Here is a 16,592-nt window from a genome sequence, read left to right on the forward strand (position 1 = left end):
TCCCTATACAGACCCGGCGGGGATCAGCCAAAGAACAAACGGGACGGCCACAAGACCAGAGATCAGGATCACCACAAACGATTTTCCCAACGACTGAAATCGATGCGCCTCGTTGAGAAAATGCAAGGTGATGTAAAGGCTAAGACCCAGCATCGCCAGACTGGCCGGTAAGAATAGAAACGGCAGCGCTGCAACCAGCGCTAGAATGATTGCTTGCCCCGCAATTTGCAGGATTTGCAACCAGACAATCAGCGTCATGAAGTCGTTGAACGTTCCCGTTCCACCCAGGACGCGGCCCACTAATAGGAACGTCACGACGCTGATCATGATTGCCGCAACGGAAACAAAAAGCGTCCTCGATAGTGGCTCAGCCAGTTGCTGAACATCCGGACTGATAAGCGGCAGGACGAAGCTGGACGCAGACTGGACCAGTGCGTTCAGGATCACCGCGAGAGAGAAGGCGAGCCACAGTACATCCGTACCCAGCCGCAACGCGAGCAATCGTCTTGCGGCTTCGGCTGGATTGGACAGGGTCAGAACGACCAGGTTGAGCAGTGCGGTGGAATTCATATAGCAGCCTTTTGCGATTGCTTGAGGCCCGACAACCAGAACCAGAGAAAAACCGCAACCCATAACAGCCCCACAAGTGTTTGCGCTGACCCGGGGCCGATGAAACCGGACACCAGCCCATTCAGCAACACCAAAGGCGCTGACGCGAGAAGCGCCCAGAACAAGGCTAGCCGCGCGCCATAGCTGGTGCCATCGCCCCCCATCATCCGCGCGATGAAATGGGTAAGCCAAGCAAGAAGATAAAAGCACAATGGCAGAATAAAGACCGAGCCCAACAGGGCCCCGCCCAACAGCATGTTCAGCTCTATCCCTTCCAGATGAGCCCTCCGTGCAAGGCCGGGCAATTGTGCGATAAAGCCGATTACACAGAACGCCATCACAAACGCCAATGCGCGATCTTCGCGCGGCCCCATATCAAGCAGCCGACGCACCACACGCCCCGGTCCGCGATACGTGGCCACGATATCAGTTGTGACAGGCATCAGCGGCGGCGTGCCAGCCAATCTTGCAATCGGGATACGATATCGGTTGCCAGATCCTCGTCCTCGATCTCATCAACGGCTTCAGCTAGGAAGGCCAGTGTCAACATGTCGGTTGCTTCTGCCGTTGGGACGCCACGGGAGCGCAGGTAGAACAAAGCCGTTTCATCAATGGCGCCCGAGGTCGAACCGTGCGAACACGCAACGTCATCGGCGTAAATCTCAAGCTCGGGTTTGGCGAGGAACTGACTGTCATCGTCCAGAAGCAACGACTGGCTGATCTGGTAACCATCGGTTTTCTGGGCACCTTCCTTCACCAAGATCTTGCCCTGAAAAACACCCGTCGCACCATTGCGAAGCACCTTCTTGAACACTTGGCGGCTCTCGCAATTCACCGCATCATGGGTGACAAAGACCGTGTCATCATGGAGAAAATCACCGTCTCCAACACACGCACCCGCCACGTGCGCGACCGCATCGTCACCCGTCAGTTCGACGACTTGCTCGTTTCGCGTCAAAACTCCGTTCACGGTCAGCGTGAAGGATTTATAGACGGATTCCTTACCAAGCCGCGAGAACATATGAGTCGCCGCACGGCGTTGATGATCCCGGCCCTGCGCACGGATATGATGCAGTGTGCCATTGTCGGCGATATCGATCTCCATGCATTTGTTGAAGCGCGAAGCTGCGGGTCCGTTTTCAAGGATCGTGACTTCGGCACCGCTTTCAACCCGAACGACATGATGCAGGATTGCATCCGACGTTTCGGATTCATGGCGATAAATCAGGTTAATCGGTTTGCTCGGCTTGCCAGATACATGAATGGCAACTCCATCTGACGCATAGGCCGTGTTCAGCGCCGCCAAGGGACGCGCCACTGGATCTTGGCCTTTTGCTTCAAGAACGCCGTATAACTCTTTGGCCCAATGGATATCTTTGCAACAGATATCTTCCAGCCGATCGATCGTTACACCCTCCAGAGACAGATCATCAGACTCTTCCGGGCTGAATACGCCATCAATGAAAACGATCTTCAGTCGGTCGAGCGCGTGGAACAGAGCCGGTTCATCCGTTTTGAACAAAGCAGCACTGGGAGCTTCCGCAGAGACCAGAGTGTCTGGACGGGTATATTTCCAGTATTCATCTCGACGACTGGGCAAACCCATCGCGCGTACACGTGCAATTGCGGCTTCGCGCGCTTTGCGTGTGCATCCCGCATCCGGCATGGTCAGCGCTGCCAGCCGTTCCTCGGTCGCCGTTTGTTTTGCTTGGGGCAAAGCCATCAGTTCACCTCGGCCAGAATGTCGGCATAGCCGTTGTTTTCAACTTCCAGCGCCAGTTCGGGGCCGCCGGATTTCACGATGCGACCATCCGCCATAATGTGAACCACGTCAGGTTTGATGTGATCGAGAAGCCGCTGATAGTGCGTGATAACAAGGAACCCGCGCCCCTCATCACGCAACGCGTTCACGCCCTCGGCCACCAGTTTCATCGCGTCCACGTCAAGGCCCGAGTCTGTCTCATCCAGGATGCACATCTTCGGCTCAAGCATCGCCATTTGCAGGATTTCGTTGCGCTTTTTCTCACCACCCGAAAAGCCAACATTGACCGGACGTTTCAACATTTCAGCGTCGATTTTCAGCGCCTTGGCCTTGGCACGAACCTCTTTCAGAAAATCCGTCGCCGACAGCTCTTCCTCGCCACGTGCTTTGCGCTGCGCATTCACGGCGGTGCGCAGGAAGGTCATGTTGCCCACACCGGGAATCTCGACCGGGTACTGGAACGCCAGAAACACACCTGCGGCTGCACGTTCTTCCGGTTCCATCTCAAGCAGATCCTCGCCATCAAGCGTCGCGCCGCCCTCGGTCACCTCATAGCCATCACGACCAGACAACACGTAGCTGAGCGTTGATTTGCCCGAGCCATTGGGCCCCATGATCGCATGCACCTTGCCAGGCTCGACCGTCAGGTCGACCCCTTTCAGAATTTGCTTGTCTTCTTCCTCAAGTTTGACGTGCAGGTTATTGATTTCCAGCATTTTCTGTCCTTTAGCATCTCGCAAGGGGCGCATTGCGACCCCGATAAGTTCTTATCCCAGCACCTTGCGGATCACGCGGGCGATGATCCATCCAAGCAACGCGCCTGCGCCCACTGCCCAAACCGGGTTTATGAAGTCCATGTACTTGGTATTGACGTAAGCAACCCCCAACAGGCCGCCGAGCACCGGCAACGCATAGCCAAGCACGGTCAGGACATCGTCCTTTCGGATTCGCTGTTGGGGTTTTGGTGTCATCAGCCGACTGATCCCTCAAGGCTGATTGCCACAAGCTGTTGCGCTTCCATCGCAAATTCCATCGGCAGCGCCTGCAGAACGTCCTTGCAGAACCCGTTGACGACCAAGGCCACGGCTTCTTCCTCGTCCATGCCACGCTGACGGCAATAGAACAGCTGATCGTCATCCACTTTTGATGTCGTCGCCTCGTGCTCGACCCGAGATGAGTTGTTCTTCACCTCGATATACGGAACCGTATGCGCCCCGCATTTGTCGCCAATAAGCAAGCTGTCGCACTGCGTATAGTTGCGGCTATCCTTGGCCTTTGGATGCATCGACACCAGACCACGATAGGTGTTCTGCGCCTTACCGGCACTGATCCCTTTCGATACGATCCGCGACTTGGTGTTCTTGCCCAGATGAACCATCTTGGTGCCGGTATCGGCCTGCTGCATGTTGTTGGTGATCGCGATCGAGTAGAACTCACCCTGGCTATCGTCGCCACGCAGGATGCAAGACGGGTATTTCCAGGTTACGGCTGAGCCGGTTTCGACCTGCGTCCACATCACCTTGGAGCGATCACCCCGACAATCGGCGCGCTTGGTCACGAAGTTGTAGATACCGCCCTTGCCATTCTCATCTCCGGGGAACCAGTTCTGAACGGTCGAGTATTTCACCTCGGCATCTTCTTCGACGATGATCTCGACAACCGCCGCGTGCAACTGAGCGGTGTCGCGCTGGGGCGCGGTGCAGCCTTCCAGATATGAGACGTAAGAGCCCTTGTCGGCGATGATCAGCGTGCGCTCAAACTGGCCGGTATTTTCAGCATTGATGCGGAAATATGTGCTCAGTTCCATCGGGCAGCGCACGCCAGGCGGGACGTAGACGAATGAACCATCCGAGAATACAGCTGAGTTCAGCGTGGCATAGAAATTGTCCGAGACCGGTACGACCGTCCCTAAGTATTTCTTGACCAGTTCCGGATGCTCTTTGATCGCCTCGGAAATCGAGCAGAAGATAACGCCGGCTTTCTTCAACTCTTCCTGAAAAGTCGTCCCGACCGAAACCGAGTCAAATACTGCATCAACAGCAACCTTACGGCCTTCTGCCGGTGCATTCTCAGCGCCCTCGACACCTGCCAGGATCATCTGTTCTTTCAAAGGGATACCCAGCTTTTCGTAAGTCGCCAGAAGTTTGGGATCGACCTCATCAAGAGATTTGGGTTTATCTTCCATCGATTTCGGACGGGCATAATAATACTGGTCCTGAAAGTCGATCGGCGGGTAGTGCACCATCGCCCATTTAGGCTCTTCCATCTGGGTCCAGCGCTCGAACGCGGCCAGACGCCATTCGGTCATCCACTCAGGTTCATCATTTTTGTCCGAAATCAGACGAACGATATCGGGATTCACGCCTTTTGGCGCATACTCCATCTCGATATCAGTTTCCCAGCCGTATTTATAAGTGCTGACCTCGCGAACCGCGTCTACGGTTTCCTGATCGACACCCTCTTTCACCTGGGTCTGGTCCAAAGCGGCCATAATTCACCCTCCGTCAGATCACGCGGCCCGCGCGCGATGCTTTTTCTCTTTTTCAAGCCACGTTTCCGCGAAACGCAGCACATCTTCTTCTGCCGTCTCTGGCCCCAGCGATACGCGGATTGCGCTGGAGGCCGTCATCTCATCAAATCCCATGGCCGTCAGTACGGCGCTTGCACGAACCTTGCCGCTGGAACAGGCCGAGCCTGCGCTGACCGCAAATCCCGACAAATCCATCTGCATGACCTGGGTCTCACCCTTCCAGCCTGGTGTGGCGAAGCACAGAGTGTTGGGGAGTCGCCCTTGGTCTTTCCCGACAAAAATAGTAGCTTTCGTACCAGCCTCAAGAGCGTTTTCTAGAATATTTCTAAGTTCTGCAACGTTTTCCCAAACGCCATTTGCTAAATCACGGGACGCGGCTTCAGCTGCTGCTCCGAACCCCGCAATTCCAGTGACATTTTCTGTACCCGAGCGACGCCCCATCTCCTGCCCGCCGCCCTTGATTTGCGCAGCAAGATCGGTGCCGCGTTTCATCACCAACGCCCCGATCCCTTTTGGCCCGCCAAGTTTGTGGGCTGAAATCAGCGCCATCTCAGCCCCCAGCCAGTTGAAGGCTATCGGCAACTTACCAAAAGCCTGAGTCGCGTCGGTGACCGCAAGACCGGCAGGCAAAGTTTGAACAATTCCAGTTTCCGAATTGGCCAGTTGCAGCGTGGATCGGGAAGCGTCCGGCACGTCAACGTAACCGCCTTGGGAGACAGGCAGAACCTCATTAATCCAAGCTCTTACCGCGTCATGTTCAATCGCTGCACCTTGAAGATCGCGCCCCGCCATGGCCAAAGCCGCTGCCTCAGTCGCGCCGGATGTAAACACGATGTCGGCACCATCGGCCCCAAACGCTGTTGCGATTTGAGCCCGCGCTTTCTCGACCACCGCTTTTGCGGCGCGCCCTTCGGCATGGACCGAGGACGGATTGCCCACCAAATCCATCGCCGCGATCATTGCATCGCGGGCCTCGGGCCTCAGAGCGGAGGTTGCGTTATGGTCGAGATAAACCCGTTTCATAGATGTATCTTTTCCAAGATGGGTTTTGACGGAACACAGAAAAACGTCATCAGATCAATCGTCCACGACTGCGAACAAGCTAGGAACAGCGGGACACGGTGCAAGATCATTCCGAATTACATCCGACAGCCGCGTTTGATGCAGGAATACGTAAACATTCGCGCTCAGGCTTTCCCACAACCGATTGGTCAGTGACTGCGCCCGGCTGCCCGAAGACGCGCCCGAGGCACCTGCCCCCTTGTGCATCGCATCCACCGTCTCATCAACCGCGGCCAGTATCTCGACCACACGGATTTCCGAGGCAGGTCGCGCCAGGCGATAGCCCCCACCCGGTCCGCGTACTGAACTGACCAGATCAGCTCGGCGCAGTTTCACGAAAAGCTGCTCCAAATACGGCAGTGAAATATCCTGGCGTTCGGAAATCTCGCCCAACGTGACGAGTTTGTCCGAGGACTGAAGGGCGATATCCGCCAGCGCAACCATCGCATAGCGGCCTTTGGTCGACAGCTTCATTTTGTTTCCTTCAGGCAAGAACTGCGCGAAAACATTGACGTCGCCCGAGCCAGTGCGTATCTCCCACTGACAGCGTTTTCACGCGACACAATGTAATTAGAACCGTTCTAAGGTACCTGAGGATTACCGTCAAGATAATCTCGGGGCCGACGCGTCAAAAAACAGGACCAAAGCACACATGCCCGAGGTGATTTTTCCCGGACCCGAAGGCCGCCTGGAAGGCCGCTACCACCCGCAAAAGGAAAAAGACGCACCGATCGCTATCGTGCTTCACCCGCATCCACAATTTGGCGGGACCATGAACAACAAGGTGGTCTATAACCTGCATTACGCCTTTTACAACATGGGCTTCACGGTTCTGCGTTTTAACTTTCGCGGCGTTGGTCGCAGCCAGGGTGAGTATGACCAGGGTGTAGGTGAGCTGAGCGATGCAGCATCAGCGCTGGATTACCTTCAGTCGATGAACAACAACTCCAAGCATTGCTGGGTCGCTGGGTTCTCGTTCGGTGCATGGATCGGAATGCAGCTTCTGATGCGCCGCCCCGAGATCACTGGCTTCATCAGTGTATCGCCGCCCGCAAACATGTACGACTTTTCGTTCTTGGCACCCTGCCCGTCTTCTGGCTTGATCATCAACGGATTGGCGGACCGTGTCGCGCCACCTGCAGACACTGCGTCTCTGGTCGGAAAGCTGCATGAACAAAAGGGTATCACCATCACCCATAATGAGGTGGAAGGTGCCGATCACTTCTTCCAAGACCGCCACATGGACACGCTGATGACAGATGTGACGGATTACGTGAAACGCCGCCTGACAGAGAATACGCGCTGATGTCCGATACCATCACTACCCTCGCCGCCAGATTGGCCGAGGACACGATGAAGGTTATGGACGAGACAGGCGAGGATCGATTCTTTGTGGAGGTTGGAGACGTTCTCGGTGCAGCCTCGCAATCTCTGGAAGAAGCGTTCTTGACCGAAATCCGGGTTAGGCTGGCGGAACGCAAGGCGCGGCAATTCGTGGTGAAAAGACTGTCTGAACATCGATCCAAGCTGAAAGCGATCGAAAAGCAGTAAAGATTGCTTAGCGTCTGAAGAAAAGAAAAGGAGCCCGAAAGCTCCTTTTCGAGGATATCGCTCGGTGGGCGCCTAAACCGGAAAACCTGTGAACCGCTCAACATTCTGGGCTGCATCAATGTCGACGGACCCCCCGTCTGCAAGCCACCCCAACGCCACAATCAAAACCGAAGCGATAATGACCGATTTTGCAAAAGTCGTCATCTTATCAAACTCATTAAAAACACACTAAAAACAATCGAGTGTTTAGCACGAATGCAAAAGCCCGAATAGTCGGGTTTACCTGACCTTTGGTAAAGTTAGGGTTTTGATCATCTGCATCTGAATCCCCTTGCCCAAATGATCGCAAGTATGCTCAACCTTTCGCGATAATTCAGAGAGGCATCGCTCGTGCCAAAGACCTACCTAATCCTAATGTTGGCTGTTATCGCGGAAACCATCGGCACGACTGCGTTGCAGGCTAGCCATCAGTTTACGCGATTTTGGCCGTCGGCTCTTGTCGTGGTTGGCTATGGGTCGGCCTTTTATCTTATGGCCCTCACGTTAAAGGTCATGCCTGTGGGCATTGTCTATGCAATCTGGTCGGGCCTTGGAATTGCCCTGATCGCACTGATTGGATTTCTGGTTTTTGGCCAAAAACTCGATTGGCCCGCAGTCTTGGGTTTGGGCATGATTTTGAGCGGCATTCTGATCATCCACCTGTTTTCAGCTACAGCGGGCCACTGACCGCCGGTTAGGGCTGGTATATTTTGTCGCGCCGCGTTATGCGCGCGGCAACTTCCCGTTCAAAGGCTGACCTCTCATGGACCTGCGCAACATCGCAATCATCGCTCACGTGGACCACGGCAAGACGACCCTGGTGGATGAGCTGCTCAAACAATCCGGCGCGTTCCGGGAAAACCAGGCCGTGGCAGAACGCGCCATGGACAGCAACGACCTGGAACGCGAACGCGGCATTACCATCCTGGCCAAAGCCACCAGCGTTGAGTGGAAGGATACCCGCATTAACATCGTCGACACCCCCGGCCACGCTGATTTCGGTGGGGAAGTCGAACGTATTCTCAGCATGGTCGACGGCGTTGTACTGCTGGTCGATGCCGCCGAAGGCCCGATGCCGCAAACCAAATTCGTGACCTCAAAGGCGCTGGCTTTGGGCCTGCGCCCGATTGTCGTGCTGAACAAGGTCGACAAACCCGATGCCGAGCCTGATCGCGCGCTGGACGAATGTTTCGACCTTTTCGCCAACTTGGGCGCCGATGACGATCAGCTGGACTTCCCGGCCATGTATGCTTCGGGCCGGTCCGGCTGGGCCGATATGGAGCTTGACGGTCCGCGCAAGGACTTGACCGCCCTGTTCGATCTGATCGTTGATCACGTCCCCGCCCCCAAGCAGATCGAGAAAAAGGACGAACCGTTCAGGATGCTCGCCACCACTTTGGGCAGCGATCCATTCATCGGTCGTATTTTGACCGGTCGTGTGGAAAGTGGAACTCTGAAAGCGGGTGACAGCCTCAAGGCACTCAGCCGAGATGGCACCCAGATTGAAAGCTTCCGCGCGTCGAAAATCCTTGCATTCCGTGGATTAGCTCAACAACCCATTGACGTCGCTGAAGCAGGCGACATTGTCACGATTGCGGGTATGAGCAAAGCCACCGTGGCAGATTCCCTTGTAGCCCCGCAAGTCGAAGAGGCCCTGCCTGCCCAGCCTATCGATCCGCCAACCATCACAGTGACCTTCGGCATAAACGATTCCCCGCTGGCCGGTCGTGACGGCAAAAAGGTTCAGTCTCGGGTCATTCGTGATCGCCTGATGAAAGAAGCCGAATCGAACGTAGCCATCCGCATCAGCGACACGCCCGGCGGCGAGGCCTTCGAGGTTGCTGGTCGCGGCGAATTGCAGATGGGTGTTCTGATCGAAAACATGCGCCGCGAAGGATTCGAGCTCAGCATCTCGCGCCCACAGGTTTTGTTCCGCGAGGAGGACGGCCAGCGCCTTGAACCTATCGAAGAAGTCACGATCGATGTGGATGATGAATATTCTGGCGCGGTGATCGAGAAAATCACGGGTGCGCGCAAAGGTGAACTGGCTGAAATGCGCCCTGCAGGGGCAGGCAAAACCCGGATCATCGCCCACGTGCCGTCTCGTGGCCTGATCGGCTATCACGGAGAGTTCCTGACCGATACACGCGGAACTGGTGTCTTGAACCGGGTCTTCCACGGCTGGGCAGCCCACAAAGGGCAGATTCCTGGTCGACGTGCGGGTGTTCTGATCTCGATGGAAAACGGTCAGGCGGTCGCCTATGCGCTGTGGAATTTGGAAGAGCGTGGCCGCATGTTTGTTGGCCCGCAAACTGATGTCTATCAGGGCATGGTGATCGGAGAGCATTCGCGAGACAATGATCTGGAAGTGAATCCGCTGAAAGGTAAAAAGCTAACCAACGTGCGTGCCAGCGGCTCGGACGACGCAGTGAGGCTGACCCCTCATATTCAGTTCTCGCTTGAAGAGGCAATCGCTTATATCGACGACGATGAACTGGTCGAGGTTACACCCAATGCGATCCGGCTTCGCAAACGTTATCTGGATCCGCACGAGCGTAAACGGATGTCAAAATCAGCCTGATCAATGCTGTGAACTTGTTCACGTTTTGGAAACATTGCCACATTCGTGACATTTTTGCGTCAGACTAGAAACAACACAGAAAAAGAAGATCTGGCGTAACGGCAGGTCTTCTTTTTGTTTTTTATGGATTAATCGTGTTTGAGTGAGCTGGATCACAGAAATCCAACAGAAAGTTTGCTTGAAAATAGGCGATAGAAAGAGGACTTTGTGTTCAAAGTGTGACGCCGTTTGAGTATACGGCAATTTAGTTAACGAGTGCTTAAGGAGCGTGCGATGCGCATTAGATCCAAACTGTTATCGATTGCTTTTGCTTCTGCAATCTTACCCTTCACCTTCGGAAATTCCGCTCAGGCAGCTGGTACGTGCACTGTGAGCACGGCCAAACAGTCTGTTTCTTCGAACACTCTTTGTGCGTGTGACGTGGTTACTTCGGGCATGCTCCGGTATATCCAGCGACGCGCCGACTTCGAGTCGATCCTGGAGCGTACAATTCTTGATTGCCCGAGATTTGCAGCAGTTTTGACTGACTTGCCGACTGCGAGCATCGGCATAAACCCACAGCGCACGGGTGACGGTGCCTCAGACGAAAGAACCGAGCGCGATAGGCCTGATACCCCGGTCACACCCGATACGCCTGACACACCTGATACGCCTGACACACCCGATACGCCCGAGAAGCCAAACGGCGACAAGGAAAAAGCCAAGGAAGAAAGAAAAAAGGCAAAAGAATATAGGGAAAAAGTCAAAGAAAAAAGAGAAGGGATCAAGCGGGTCCGGCAATTGGCTAAAGACTATTCTGAAAAAGCCAAGCAACTACGTGACGCTGGCGATAAAAAGGGTGCGAAGCAGGCAAGGGAAGAAGCGCGAAAGTTTGCTAGATGGGCCAGAGAAGGTCGAGCTTGGGCTGATGAGCAACTTGCATACGCACAACAGCATGCCGCTAATGCCAAGAAGTACCGGGAAAGTGCCCGGCAGTCGCAAGAGCGTTTGGCAAAACTGTCAATAGCCGAATCCAAACGGGTCAAAGACAAAGCCAAATCCCAAGAACGCAGAGCTGAGCGCGAGAAAGAGGATGATCGCGGTCATTAATTCCTTCGATCAGGGTTGGGCGCGACCATAGCGCCACTGACGAGAATAGCGGATGGGCGGCGTGCAGATGCACCCGCCCACTCTAGTTGAGGTCGAAGAACTCAGCTTTTTCCATAAACTCCCAGCCATCTGGCGGGCTGCTTAGGATCTTGCATCCTCAGGAACAGATAGCGCGTCGCCTTCCAAGGCTTGATCTGATTGGTCAAATTATCCAGAACCAGATCGCCGCCGCTCGACCGATAAACCAAAACAGCATGAGAGTTTCTGCGCGTATCCAACACTGTCGCGAGCAGTAGTTTACGAGGGTCGAAACCAGCCTGGATCAAATCTCTTTTCTTTAGAAGCGCAAAATCTTCGCAGTCACCACCGCGCGACGTTGGAAGCGCCCAGAGTTCACTGGTTTTGTATTGCGACTGATCCGTGACCTCTCGCGTGGATCGATTAACGCGGCGGTTGATCTCTTTGACAAGCTTCAATTCTTGGCTGGTGGATAAGGAACCGATACCTTTTTGCGCACATGCCCAGGAATACTTACCGCAAAGCTGACGCGCACCGGAGGGTGGTGGCGAGGCAGCGATACTCGGGATAAACGCGGCATCTTTCGCCGATGCTTCAGTCCCAAACAACAGCGAACCGTTAATCAGGATAGCCAAACCAAACAGCCCGCCAAGCTTGGCAGCGCTCTTTAAGTGGGCGTCTAAGGTCGTACCAAAGAATTTCATGCCTGTCCCTCGAGTCCTATTAATCCCTGCAAACTGCGTGGATCAGAACCCATCTGTATACCGGACCATATCCGCAAACCGTGGTTGTCACGCAATCAAATCCGAGATTGAGCGGAAAAAACGGCGGAAATTCGTCACTTTTCGTGACCATTTCCGCGCAAGAAAGTGGCGCGAAGTGCCACAATCGGACAGAAAAATATGTTCAAAACCAACAGGAAGCACGCACAACCCATTGTAATAATGTGTATAAATTCAGAGCGATCGTGAAGAGCCGCCCACGCTAAAATGCATGGCAGGTCGCACGGCTCTGGGCCGGGCAGAATTTGCAAATTTCATGCGAAGGTAGATTTAGCCTGATTCTCAGTCGGTAATTTCAACGACCACCAGCTCTCGCTCGCTGGCGCCACGGGCATGATCCAATGCCTGCTGATATGCAGGAGAATTGTAGCACTCTACCGCAGCATCGACGGTTGGGAAGCGGGCGACCACATTGCGTGGTCGCTCTTTGCCCTCTAACTGCACGTAACGTGCCGCGCGGGCGATGAATTCACCCCCATGCGCCGCAATTGCCGGCCCTGCAAGCTCGGCGTATTTTCCATAAGCATCGGCGTCTGTCACAGTGACGTGTGCGATCCAAAGTGCTGGCATCTTATCCTCCCAAAACCTGTTCAGCGGCCTTGATTGCAGCCTCTGCATTCGAGGCATCCTTGCCCCCACCCTGTGCCATGTCAGGCCGTCCACCACCGCCCTTGCCGCCAAGTTCAGTCACCGCCGCGCGGACCAGATCCACCGCAGATACCGTGTCTGTCAGGTCCGAAGTGACACCCGCTGCGACAGCCGCTTTGCCCCCAGTATCAGCAATCAATAATACTGCGCCCGTACCCAAACGGCTTTTGTGCTCATCAATCAATGCAGGCAGGTCCTTTCCGGAAACACCCGAGAGCGACTGCGCAAAGAACGCCACACCGTTTACATCGCGCGCTTCAGCGCCACTGCCCTGCCCCGCACCTCCGGCCATCGCCAGATCACGGCGCAACTGCGCAACTTCGTTTTGCAGCGACTTACGCTCATCCAGCAGAGTCTTTACACGCGCCACAACGTCATCAGGCTGCGCTTTCAACTCAAGCGCAATTGAGGAAAGGCGATGATCCTGTTTCGACAGATACTTAAATGCGTCATCACCGGTCAAAGCCTCGATCCGCCGCACGCCCGCGCTGCTGGCACTGTCGCCCAGCACGACGAAGGTTCCGATATCACCGGTCTGGCGCACATGGGTACCGCCACACAGTTCAATCGACCATGTTTCGCCATCCTGGCCTTTGCCGGTGGGTGCTTTGCCCATCGAAACCACGCGCACCTCATCCCCGTATTTCTCACCGAACAGAGCTTGAGCACCCAGTTCACGGGCGTCATCAGGTGTCATAATCCTGGTTTCCACGGTTGAGTTTTGCCGGATGAATGCGTTCACCTCTCGCTCAACTTTCTGCACTTCTTCCAGTGTCAGAGCCTTGGAATGGCTGAAATCGAACCGCAAACGATCTGATGCGTTGAGCGACCCGCGCTGCGCCACGTGGTCACCCAATGTCTCGCGCAGAGCTTCATGCAGAAGGTGCGTCGCGGAGTGGTTGGCACGAATGGCCGTGCGGCGCGCGTGATCGACTTCCAGCTCAACTGCGTCACCTTTTGAGATCGCCCCATGATCAATCGTGACCTTGTGAGCATAGACTTTGCCATCAGCAAACTTTCTGGTGTCTTCAACGCGGGCGATATCGTCGCGCTCATCCAGCCTGCGAATTTCACCGGTGTCGCCGACCTGGCCGCCGGCCTCGCCATAGAACGGTGTCTGATTGACTACGACCCAGCCGGTACCACCCTTCTCTATCTTGTCGACCAATACACCATCGACCACCAACGCAGCGACCTGCCCTTCGGCCTTTTCAGTATCGTAGCCAAGGAAATCGGTCGCACCGGCCGCATCCAGCACATCGAACCAAACCACCTGATCGGCAGATTCGCCAGACCCGGCCCACGCCGCGCGAGCCTTGGCTTTTTGTTCGGCCATCGCCACGTCAAATCCATCGGTGTCGACGGTTCGACCTTTCTCGCGCAGCGCATCCTGCGTCAGATCGAGCGGGAAACCATAGGTATCATACAGTTTGAACGCCGCGTCTCCGGGTAGTGGATCGCCTTCAGGTAGGCCCGAAACTTCCTCATCCAACAGTTTCAGACCGCGATCCAAAGTTTGCTTGAACCGAGTTTCCTCAAGCAGCAGTGTCTCTTCGATCAGTGTCTGCGCCTGACCAAGCTCTGAATATTGCGCACCCATCAATTGCACCAGCGTGGGTACCAGGCGGTGCATCACCGGATCTTTGGCCCCCAACAGATGCGCATGGCGCATCGCGCGGCGCATGATACGGCGCAGAACATACCCTCGCCCATCATTTGACGGCATCACACCATCCGCGATCAGGAACGAAGTTGAACGCAAGTGGTCCGCAATCACGCGATGATGCACGTTTTGATCCCCATAAGGATCAACACCGGTCGCATCCGCGGAGGCTTCGATCAGCGTTTTGAACAGATCGGTGTCATAATTGTCGTGGCTGCCTTGCAGCAACGCACCAATGCGTTCCAATCCCATGCCGGTGTCGATCGACTGCATGTCGAGTTCGACCATCGAGCCGTCTTCGAACTGCTCGTTCTGCATGAAAACGATGTTCCAGATTTCGATGAACCGATCACCATCTTCCTCAGCCGAACCCGGAGGCCCACCCCAGATGTGATCACCGTGGTCATAGAAAATCTCGGTGCACGGGCCGCAGGGGCCGGTAGGGCCCATTTGCCAGAAATTGTCATTGGTTGCGATGCGGATGATCCGGTCTTCAGGGACACCAACCTTTTTCCAGATTTCAAATGCCTCATCATCGGTGTGATAGACAGTGGCCAACAGACGGTTCTTATCGATACCAAACTCTTTGGTGATCAGTTCCCAAGCGAACGGTATCGCCTCATGCTTAAAGTAATCCCCGAATGAGAAATTCCCCAGCATTTCAAAGAACGTATGGTGGCGAGCGGTATAGCCCACATTGTCCAGATCGTTGTGTTTGCCGCCTGCACGCACGCATTTCTGTGCAGTGGTAGCACGGCTGTAGTCGCGGGTTTCGACGCCAGTAAACAGATTCTTGAACTGAACCATACCCGAGTTGACGAACATCAGTGTCGGATCATTGCGCGGAACCAGCGGGCTGGACGCAACCACTTCGTGCCCCTGCTTGGCAAAGTAGTTCAGGAAGGTAGATCGAATGTCGTTCAGCGTTGGCATAAGGCTCTCTCGGCGCGCAGTCGTTATGGTCAGCAAAGGTTTAGCCCCACCCCCCGAGAGTGTCCACAGCATAGGCCCGTCCGAAACGAAACAAGGTGGCCCCGACGGGCCACCCTGTTCAAGATATGCTCAGCACCACCGGGCTGCCGAGGGATTTCTTCGGCTCCCCCTCACGCGTGCTTTAAGCTTCTAGGATGTCATCCTCTTCCGCCTCTGGCGGCATTTCAAAGTCTAACCCATGCGCGGCACGTATTTTGTCTTCGATCTCGAGCGCCGCACGGGAATTGTCACGCAGATATTGCTTGGCATTCTCACGCCCCTGCCCGATCCGCTCATCACCGTAGCTAAACCACGAACCCGACTTTTCGACCACACCGGCCTTGACGCCCAGATCCAGAAGCTCACCCATTTTGCTGATGCCTTCGCCATACATGATGTCGAATTCCACCTGCTTGAACGGCGGTGCCACCTTGTTCTTGACGACCTTGACGCGGGTCTGGTTGCCCACAACTTCGTCCCGATCCTTGATCGCACCGATACGGCGAATATCCAGACGGACCGAGCTGTAGAATTTCAACGCATTACCACCGGTAGTGGTTTCCGGGCTGCCAAACATCACACCGATCTTCATCCTGATCTGGTTGATGAAGATCACCATGCAGTTCGAGCGATTGATCGAGCCGGTCAGCTTGCGCATCGCCTGGCTCATCAGCCGGGCCTGAACACCCACGCTGCTGTCACCCATGTCGCCTTCCAACTCGGATTTCGGCGTCAGCGCCGCAACCGAGTCGACCACGACCATGTTCACGGCCCCCGACCGCACCAAGGTGTCGGTGATCTCAAGGGCCTGCTCGCCGGTGTCGGGCTGAGAGATCAGCAATTCATCCAGATCCACACCCAGCTTGCGCGCATATTGAGGGTCCAGCGCATGTTCTGCGTCGACGAACGCGCAGACTCCGCCGCGTTTTTGCTGTTCAGCGATGCAGTGCAGCGTCAGCGTGGTCTTACCCGAGCTTTCCGGGCCATAAATCTCGACGATCCGCCCCATCGGCAGGCCGCCGATCCCCAGCGCGATATCCAAGCCCAGCGACCCGGTCGAGCTCGCATCGATATCCTGCTTGGAATCTTCGCCCAACTTCATGATCGAGCCTTTGCCGAACTGCCGTTCGATCTGGGCCAATGCGCTGTCGAGCGCCTTTTGCTTGTCTGCGTTTTTCTTGTCGCTCATCGTCAGAAGATCCGCCATTGTCCTGTCGCCTTCTCTTTTGTCACACCCTTGATCGGGCGGCAATCGCTGCTTTGTTCGCCTCTTGTTCCTTATGGGA

The 16,592-nt window shown here is 55.3% G+C and carries 18 protein-coding genes; 5 read left to right on the forward strand and 13 right to left on the reverse strand.

Annotated elements, in window-relative coordinates:
• Positions 1-3: 3 nt before the first annotated feature.
• From ACR0BT_RS02625 to iscR, 8 genes are read right to left on the reverse strand one after another with little or no spacing between them, the layout of a single operon-like run.
• Positions 4-570, reverse strand: coding sequence for a Yip1 family protein (locus ACR0BT_RS02625; protein WP_170510265.1), 567 nt, complete (start codon positions 568-570; stop codon positions 4-6).
• Positions 567-1,052 (reverse strand): YIP1 family protein, encoded by a 486-nt coding sequence (locus tag ACR0BT_RS02630; RefSeq protein ID WP_170625888.1) that lies wholly within the window; start codon positions 1,050-1,052, stop codon positions 567-569. The genes ACR0BT_RS02625 and ACR0BT_RS02630 overlap by 4 nt, the downstream gene beginning before the upstream one ends.
• A complete protein-coding gene (sufD, locus tag ACR0BT_RS02635; protein ID WP_480762476.1) occupies positions 1,052-2,332 on the reverse strand; it encodes a Fe-S cluster assembly protein SufD in 1,281 nt (426 codons plus the stop codon). Before sufD ends, ACR0BT_RS02630 begins: the two co-directional genes overlap by 1 nt.
• The gene (gene sufC, locus ACR0BT_RS02640; RefSeq protein WP_170393035.1) at positions 2,332-3,087 is read right to left on the reverse strand and encodes a Fe-S cluster assembly ATPase SufC; all 756 of its coding nucleotides are present in this window, start codon (positions 3,085-3,087) and stop codon (positions 2,332-2,334) included. The genes sufD and sufC overlap by 1 nt, the downstream gene beginning before the upstream one ends.
• Positions 3,088-3,138: 51 nt before the next feature.
• Positions 3,139-3,342: a hypothetical protein gene (locus ACR0BT_RS02645; protein WP_170405842.1), complete on the reverse strand. Its 204-nt coding sequence runs from the start codon at positions 3,340-3,342 to the stop codon at positions 3,139-3,141.
• Complete coding sequence (gene sufB / locus ACR0BT_RS02650) at positions 3,342-4,862, reverse strand: Fe-S cluster assembly protein SufB (RefSeq protein WP_170393033.1); 1,521 nt, start codon at positions 4,860-4,862, stop codon at positions 3,342-3,344. The genes ACR0BT_RS02645 and sufB overlap by 1 nt, the downstream gene beginning before the upstream one ends.
• An 18-nt stretch (positions 4,863-4,880) precedes the next feature.
• Entirely contained in the window at positions 4,881-5,924 is a 1,044-nt protein-coding gene (locus tag ACR0BT_RS02655; protein ID WP_480762477.1) for a cysteine desulfurase family protein, read from the reverse strand.
• Positions 5,925-5,978: 54 nt separating this feature from the next.
• A complete protein-coding gene (iscR, locus tag ACR0BT_RS02660) occupies positions 5,979-6,437 on the reverse strand; it encodes a Fe-S cluster assembly transcriptional regulator IscR (protein ID WP_170393031.1) in 459 nt (152 codons plus the stop codon).
• Positions 6,438-6,615: 178 nt separating this feature from the next.
• Between iscR and ACR0BT_RS02665 the strand changes: the two genes are divergently transcribed.
• Positions 6,616-7,269, forward strand: coding sequence for an alpha/beta hydrolase (locus ACR0BT_RS02665; RefSeq protein WP_008758207.1), 654 nt, complete (start codon positions 6,616-6,618; stop codon positions 7,267-7,269).
• The gene (locus ACR0BT_RS02670) at positions 7,269-7,514 is read left to right on the forward strand and encodes a hypothetical protein (protein ID WP_170393030.1); all 246 of its coding nucleotides are present in this window, start codon (positions 7,269-7,271) and stop codon (positions 7,512-7,514) included. Before ACR0BT_RS02665 ends, ACR0BT_RS02670 begins: the two co-directional genes overlap by 1 nt.
• A 72-nt stretch (positions 7,515-7,586) precedes the next feature.
• Here the strand turns inward: ACR0BT_RS02670 and ACR0BT_RS02675 are convergent, their stop codons facing one another.
• Complete coding sequence (locus tag ACR0BT_RS02675) at positions 7,587-7,718, reverse strand: hypothetical protein (RefSeq protein WP_255612097.1); 132 nt, start codon at positions 7,716-7,718, stop codon at positions 7,587-7,589.
• A gap of 186 nt (positions 7,719-7,904) precedes the next feature.
• Between ACR0BT_RS02675 and ACR0BT_RS02680 the strand changes: the two genes are divergently transcribed.
• The 3 genes from ACR0BT_RS02680 (at position 7,905) to ACR0BT_RS02690 (ending at position 11,223) form a co-directional block, all read left to right on the forward strand.
• Positions 7,905-8,240, forward strand: a complete 336-nt coding sequence (locus tag ACR0BT_RS02680; protein WP_480453698.1) for a DMT family transporter — start codon at positions 7,905-7,907, stop codon at positions 8,238-8,240.
• A gap of 76 nt (positions 8,241-8,316) precedes the next feature.
• The gene (gene typA, locus ACR0BT_RS02685; RefSeq protein WP_170421712.1) at positions 8,317-10,134 is read left to right on the forward strand and encodes a translational GTPase TypA; all 1,818 of its coding nucleotides are present in this window, start codon (positions 8,317-8,319) and stop codon (positions 10,132-10,134) included.
• 273 nt (positions 10,135-10,407) lie between these two features.
• On the forward strand, positions 10,408-11,223 hold the full coding sequence (locus ACR0BT_RS02690; RefSeq protein ID WP_170625883.1) for a hypothetical protein: 816 nt from the start codon (positions 10,408-10,410) through the stop codon (positions 11,221-11,223).
• Between the two features lie 101 nt (positions 11,224-11,324).
• Here the strand turns inward: ACR0BT_RS02690 and ACR0BT_RS02695 are convergent, their stop codons facing one another.
• The 4 genes from ACR0BT_RS02695 to recA form a co-directional block, all read right to left on the reverse strand.
• A complete protein-coding gene (locus ACR0BT_RS02695) occupies positions 11,325-11,945 on the reverse strand; it encodes a transglutaminase-like cysteine peptidase (RefSeq protein WP_170817786.1) in 621 nt (206 codons plus the stop codon).
• A gap of 360 nt (positions 11,946-12,305) precedes the next feature.
• A complete protein-coding gene (locus tag ACR0BT_RS02700; RefSeq protein WP_170610743.1) occupies positions 12,306-12,593 on the reverse strand; it encodes a DUF1330 domain-containing protein in 288 nt (95 codons plus the stop codon).
• A 1-nt stretch (position 12,594) separates the two neighbouring features.
• On the reverse strand, positions 12,595-15,267 hold the full coding sequence (gene alaS / locus ACR0BT_RS02705; protein ID WP_480762478.1) for an alanine--tRNA ligase: 2,673 nt from the start codon (positions 15,265-15,267) through the stop codon (positions 12,595-12,597).
• 181 nt (positions 15,268-15,448) lie between these two features.
• Positions 15,449-16,513 (reverse strand): recombinase RecA, encoded by a 1,065-nt coding sequence (recA, locus tag ACR0BT_RS02710; RefSeq protein WP_170393025.1) that lies wholly within the window; start codon positions 16,511-16,513, stop codon positions 15,449-15,451.
• Positions 16,514-16,592 lie beyond the last annotated feature (79 nt).

The organism is Ruegeria sp. CJ6, assembly GCF_056536665.1.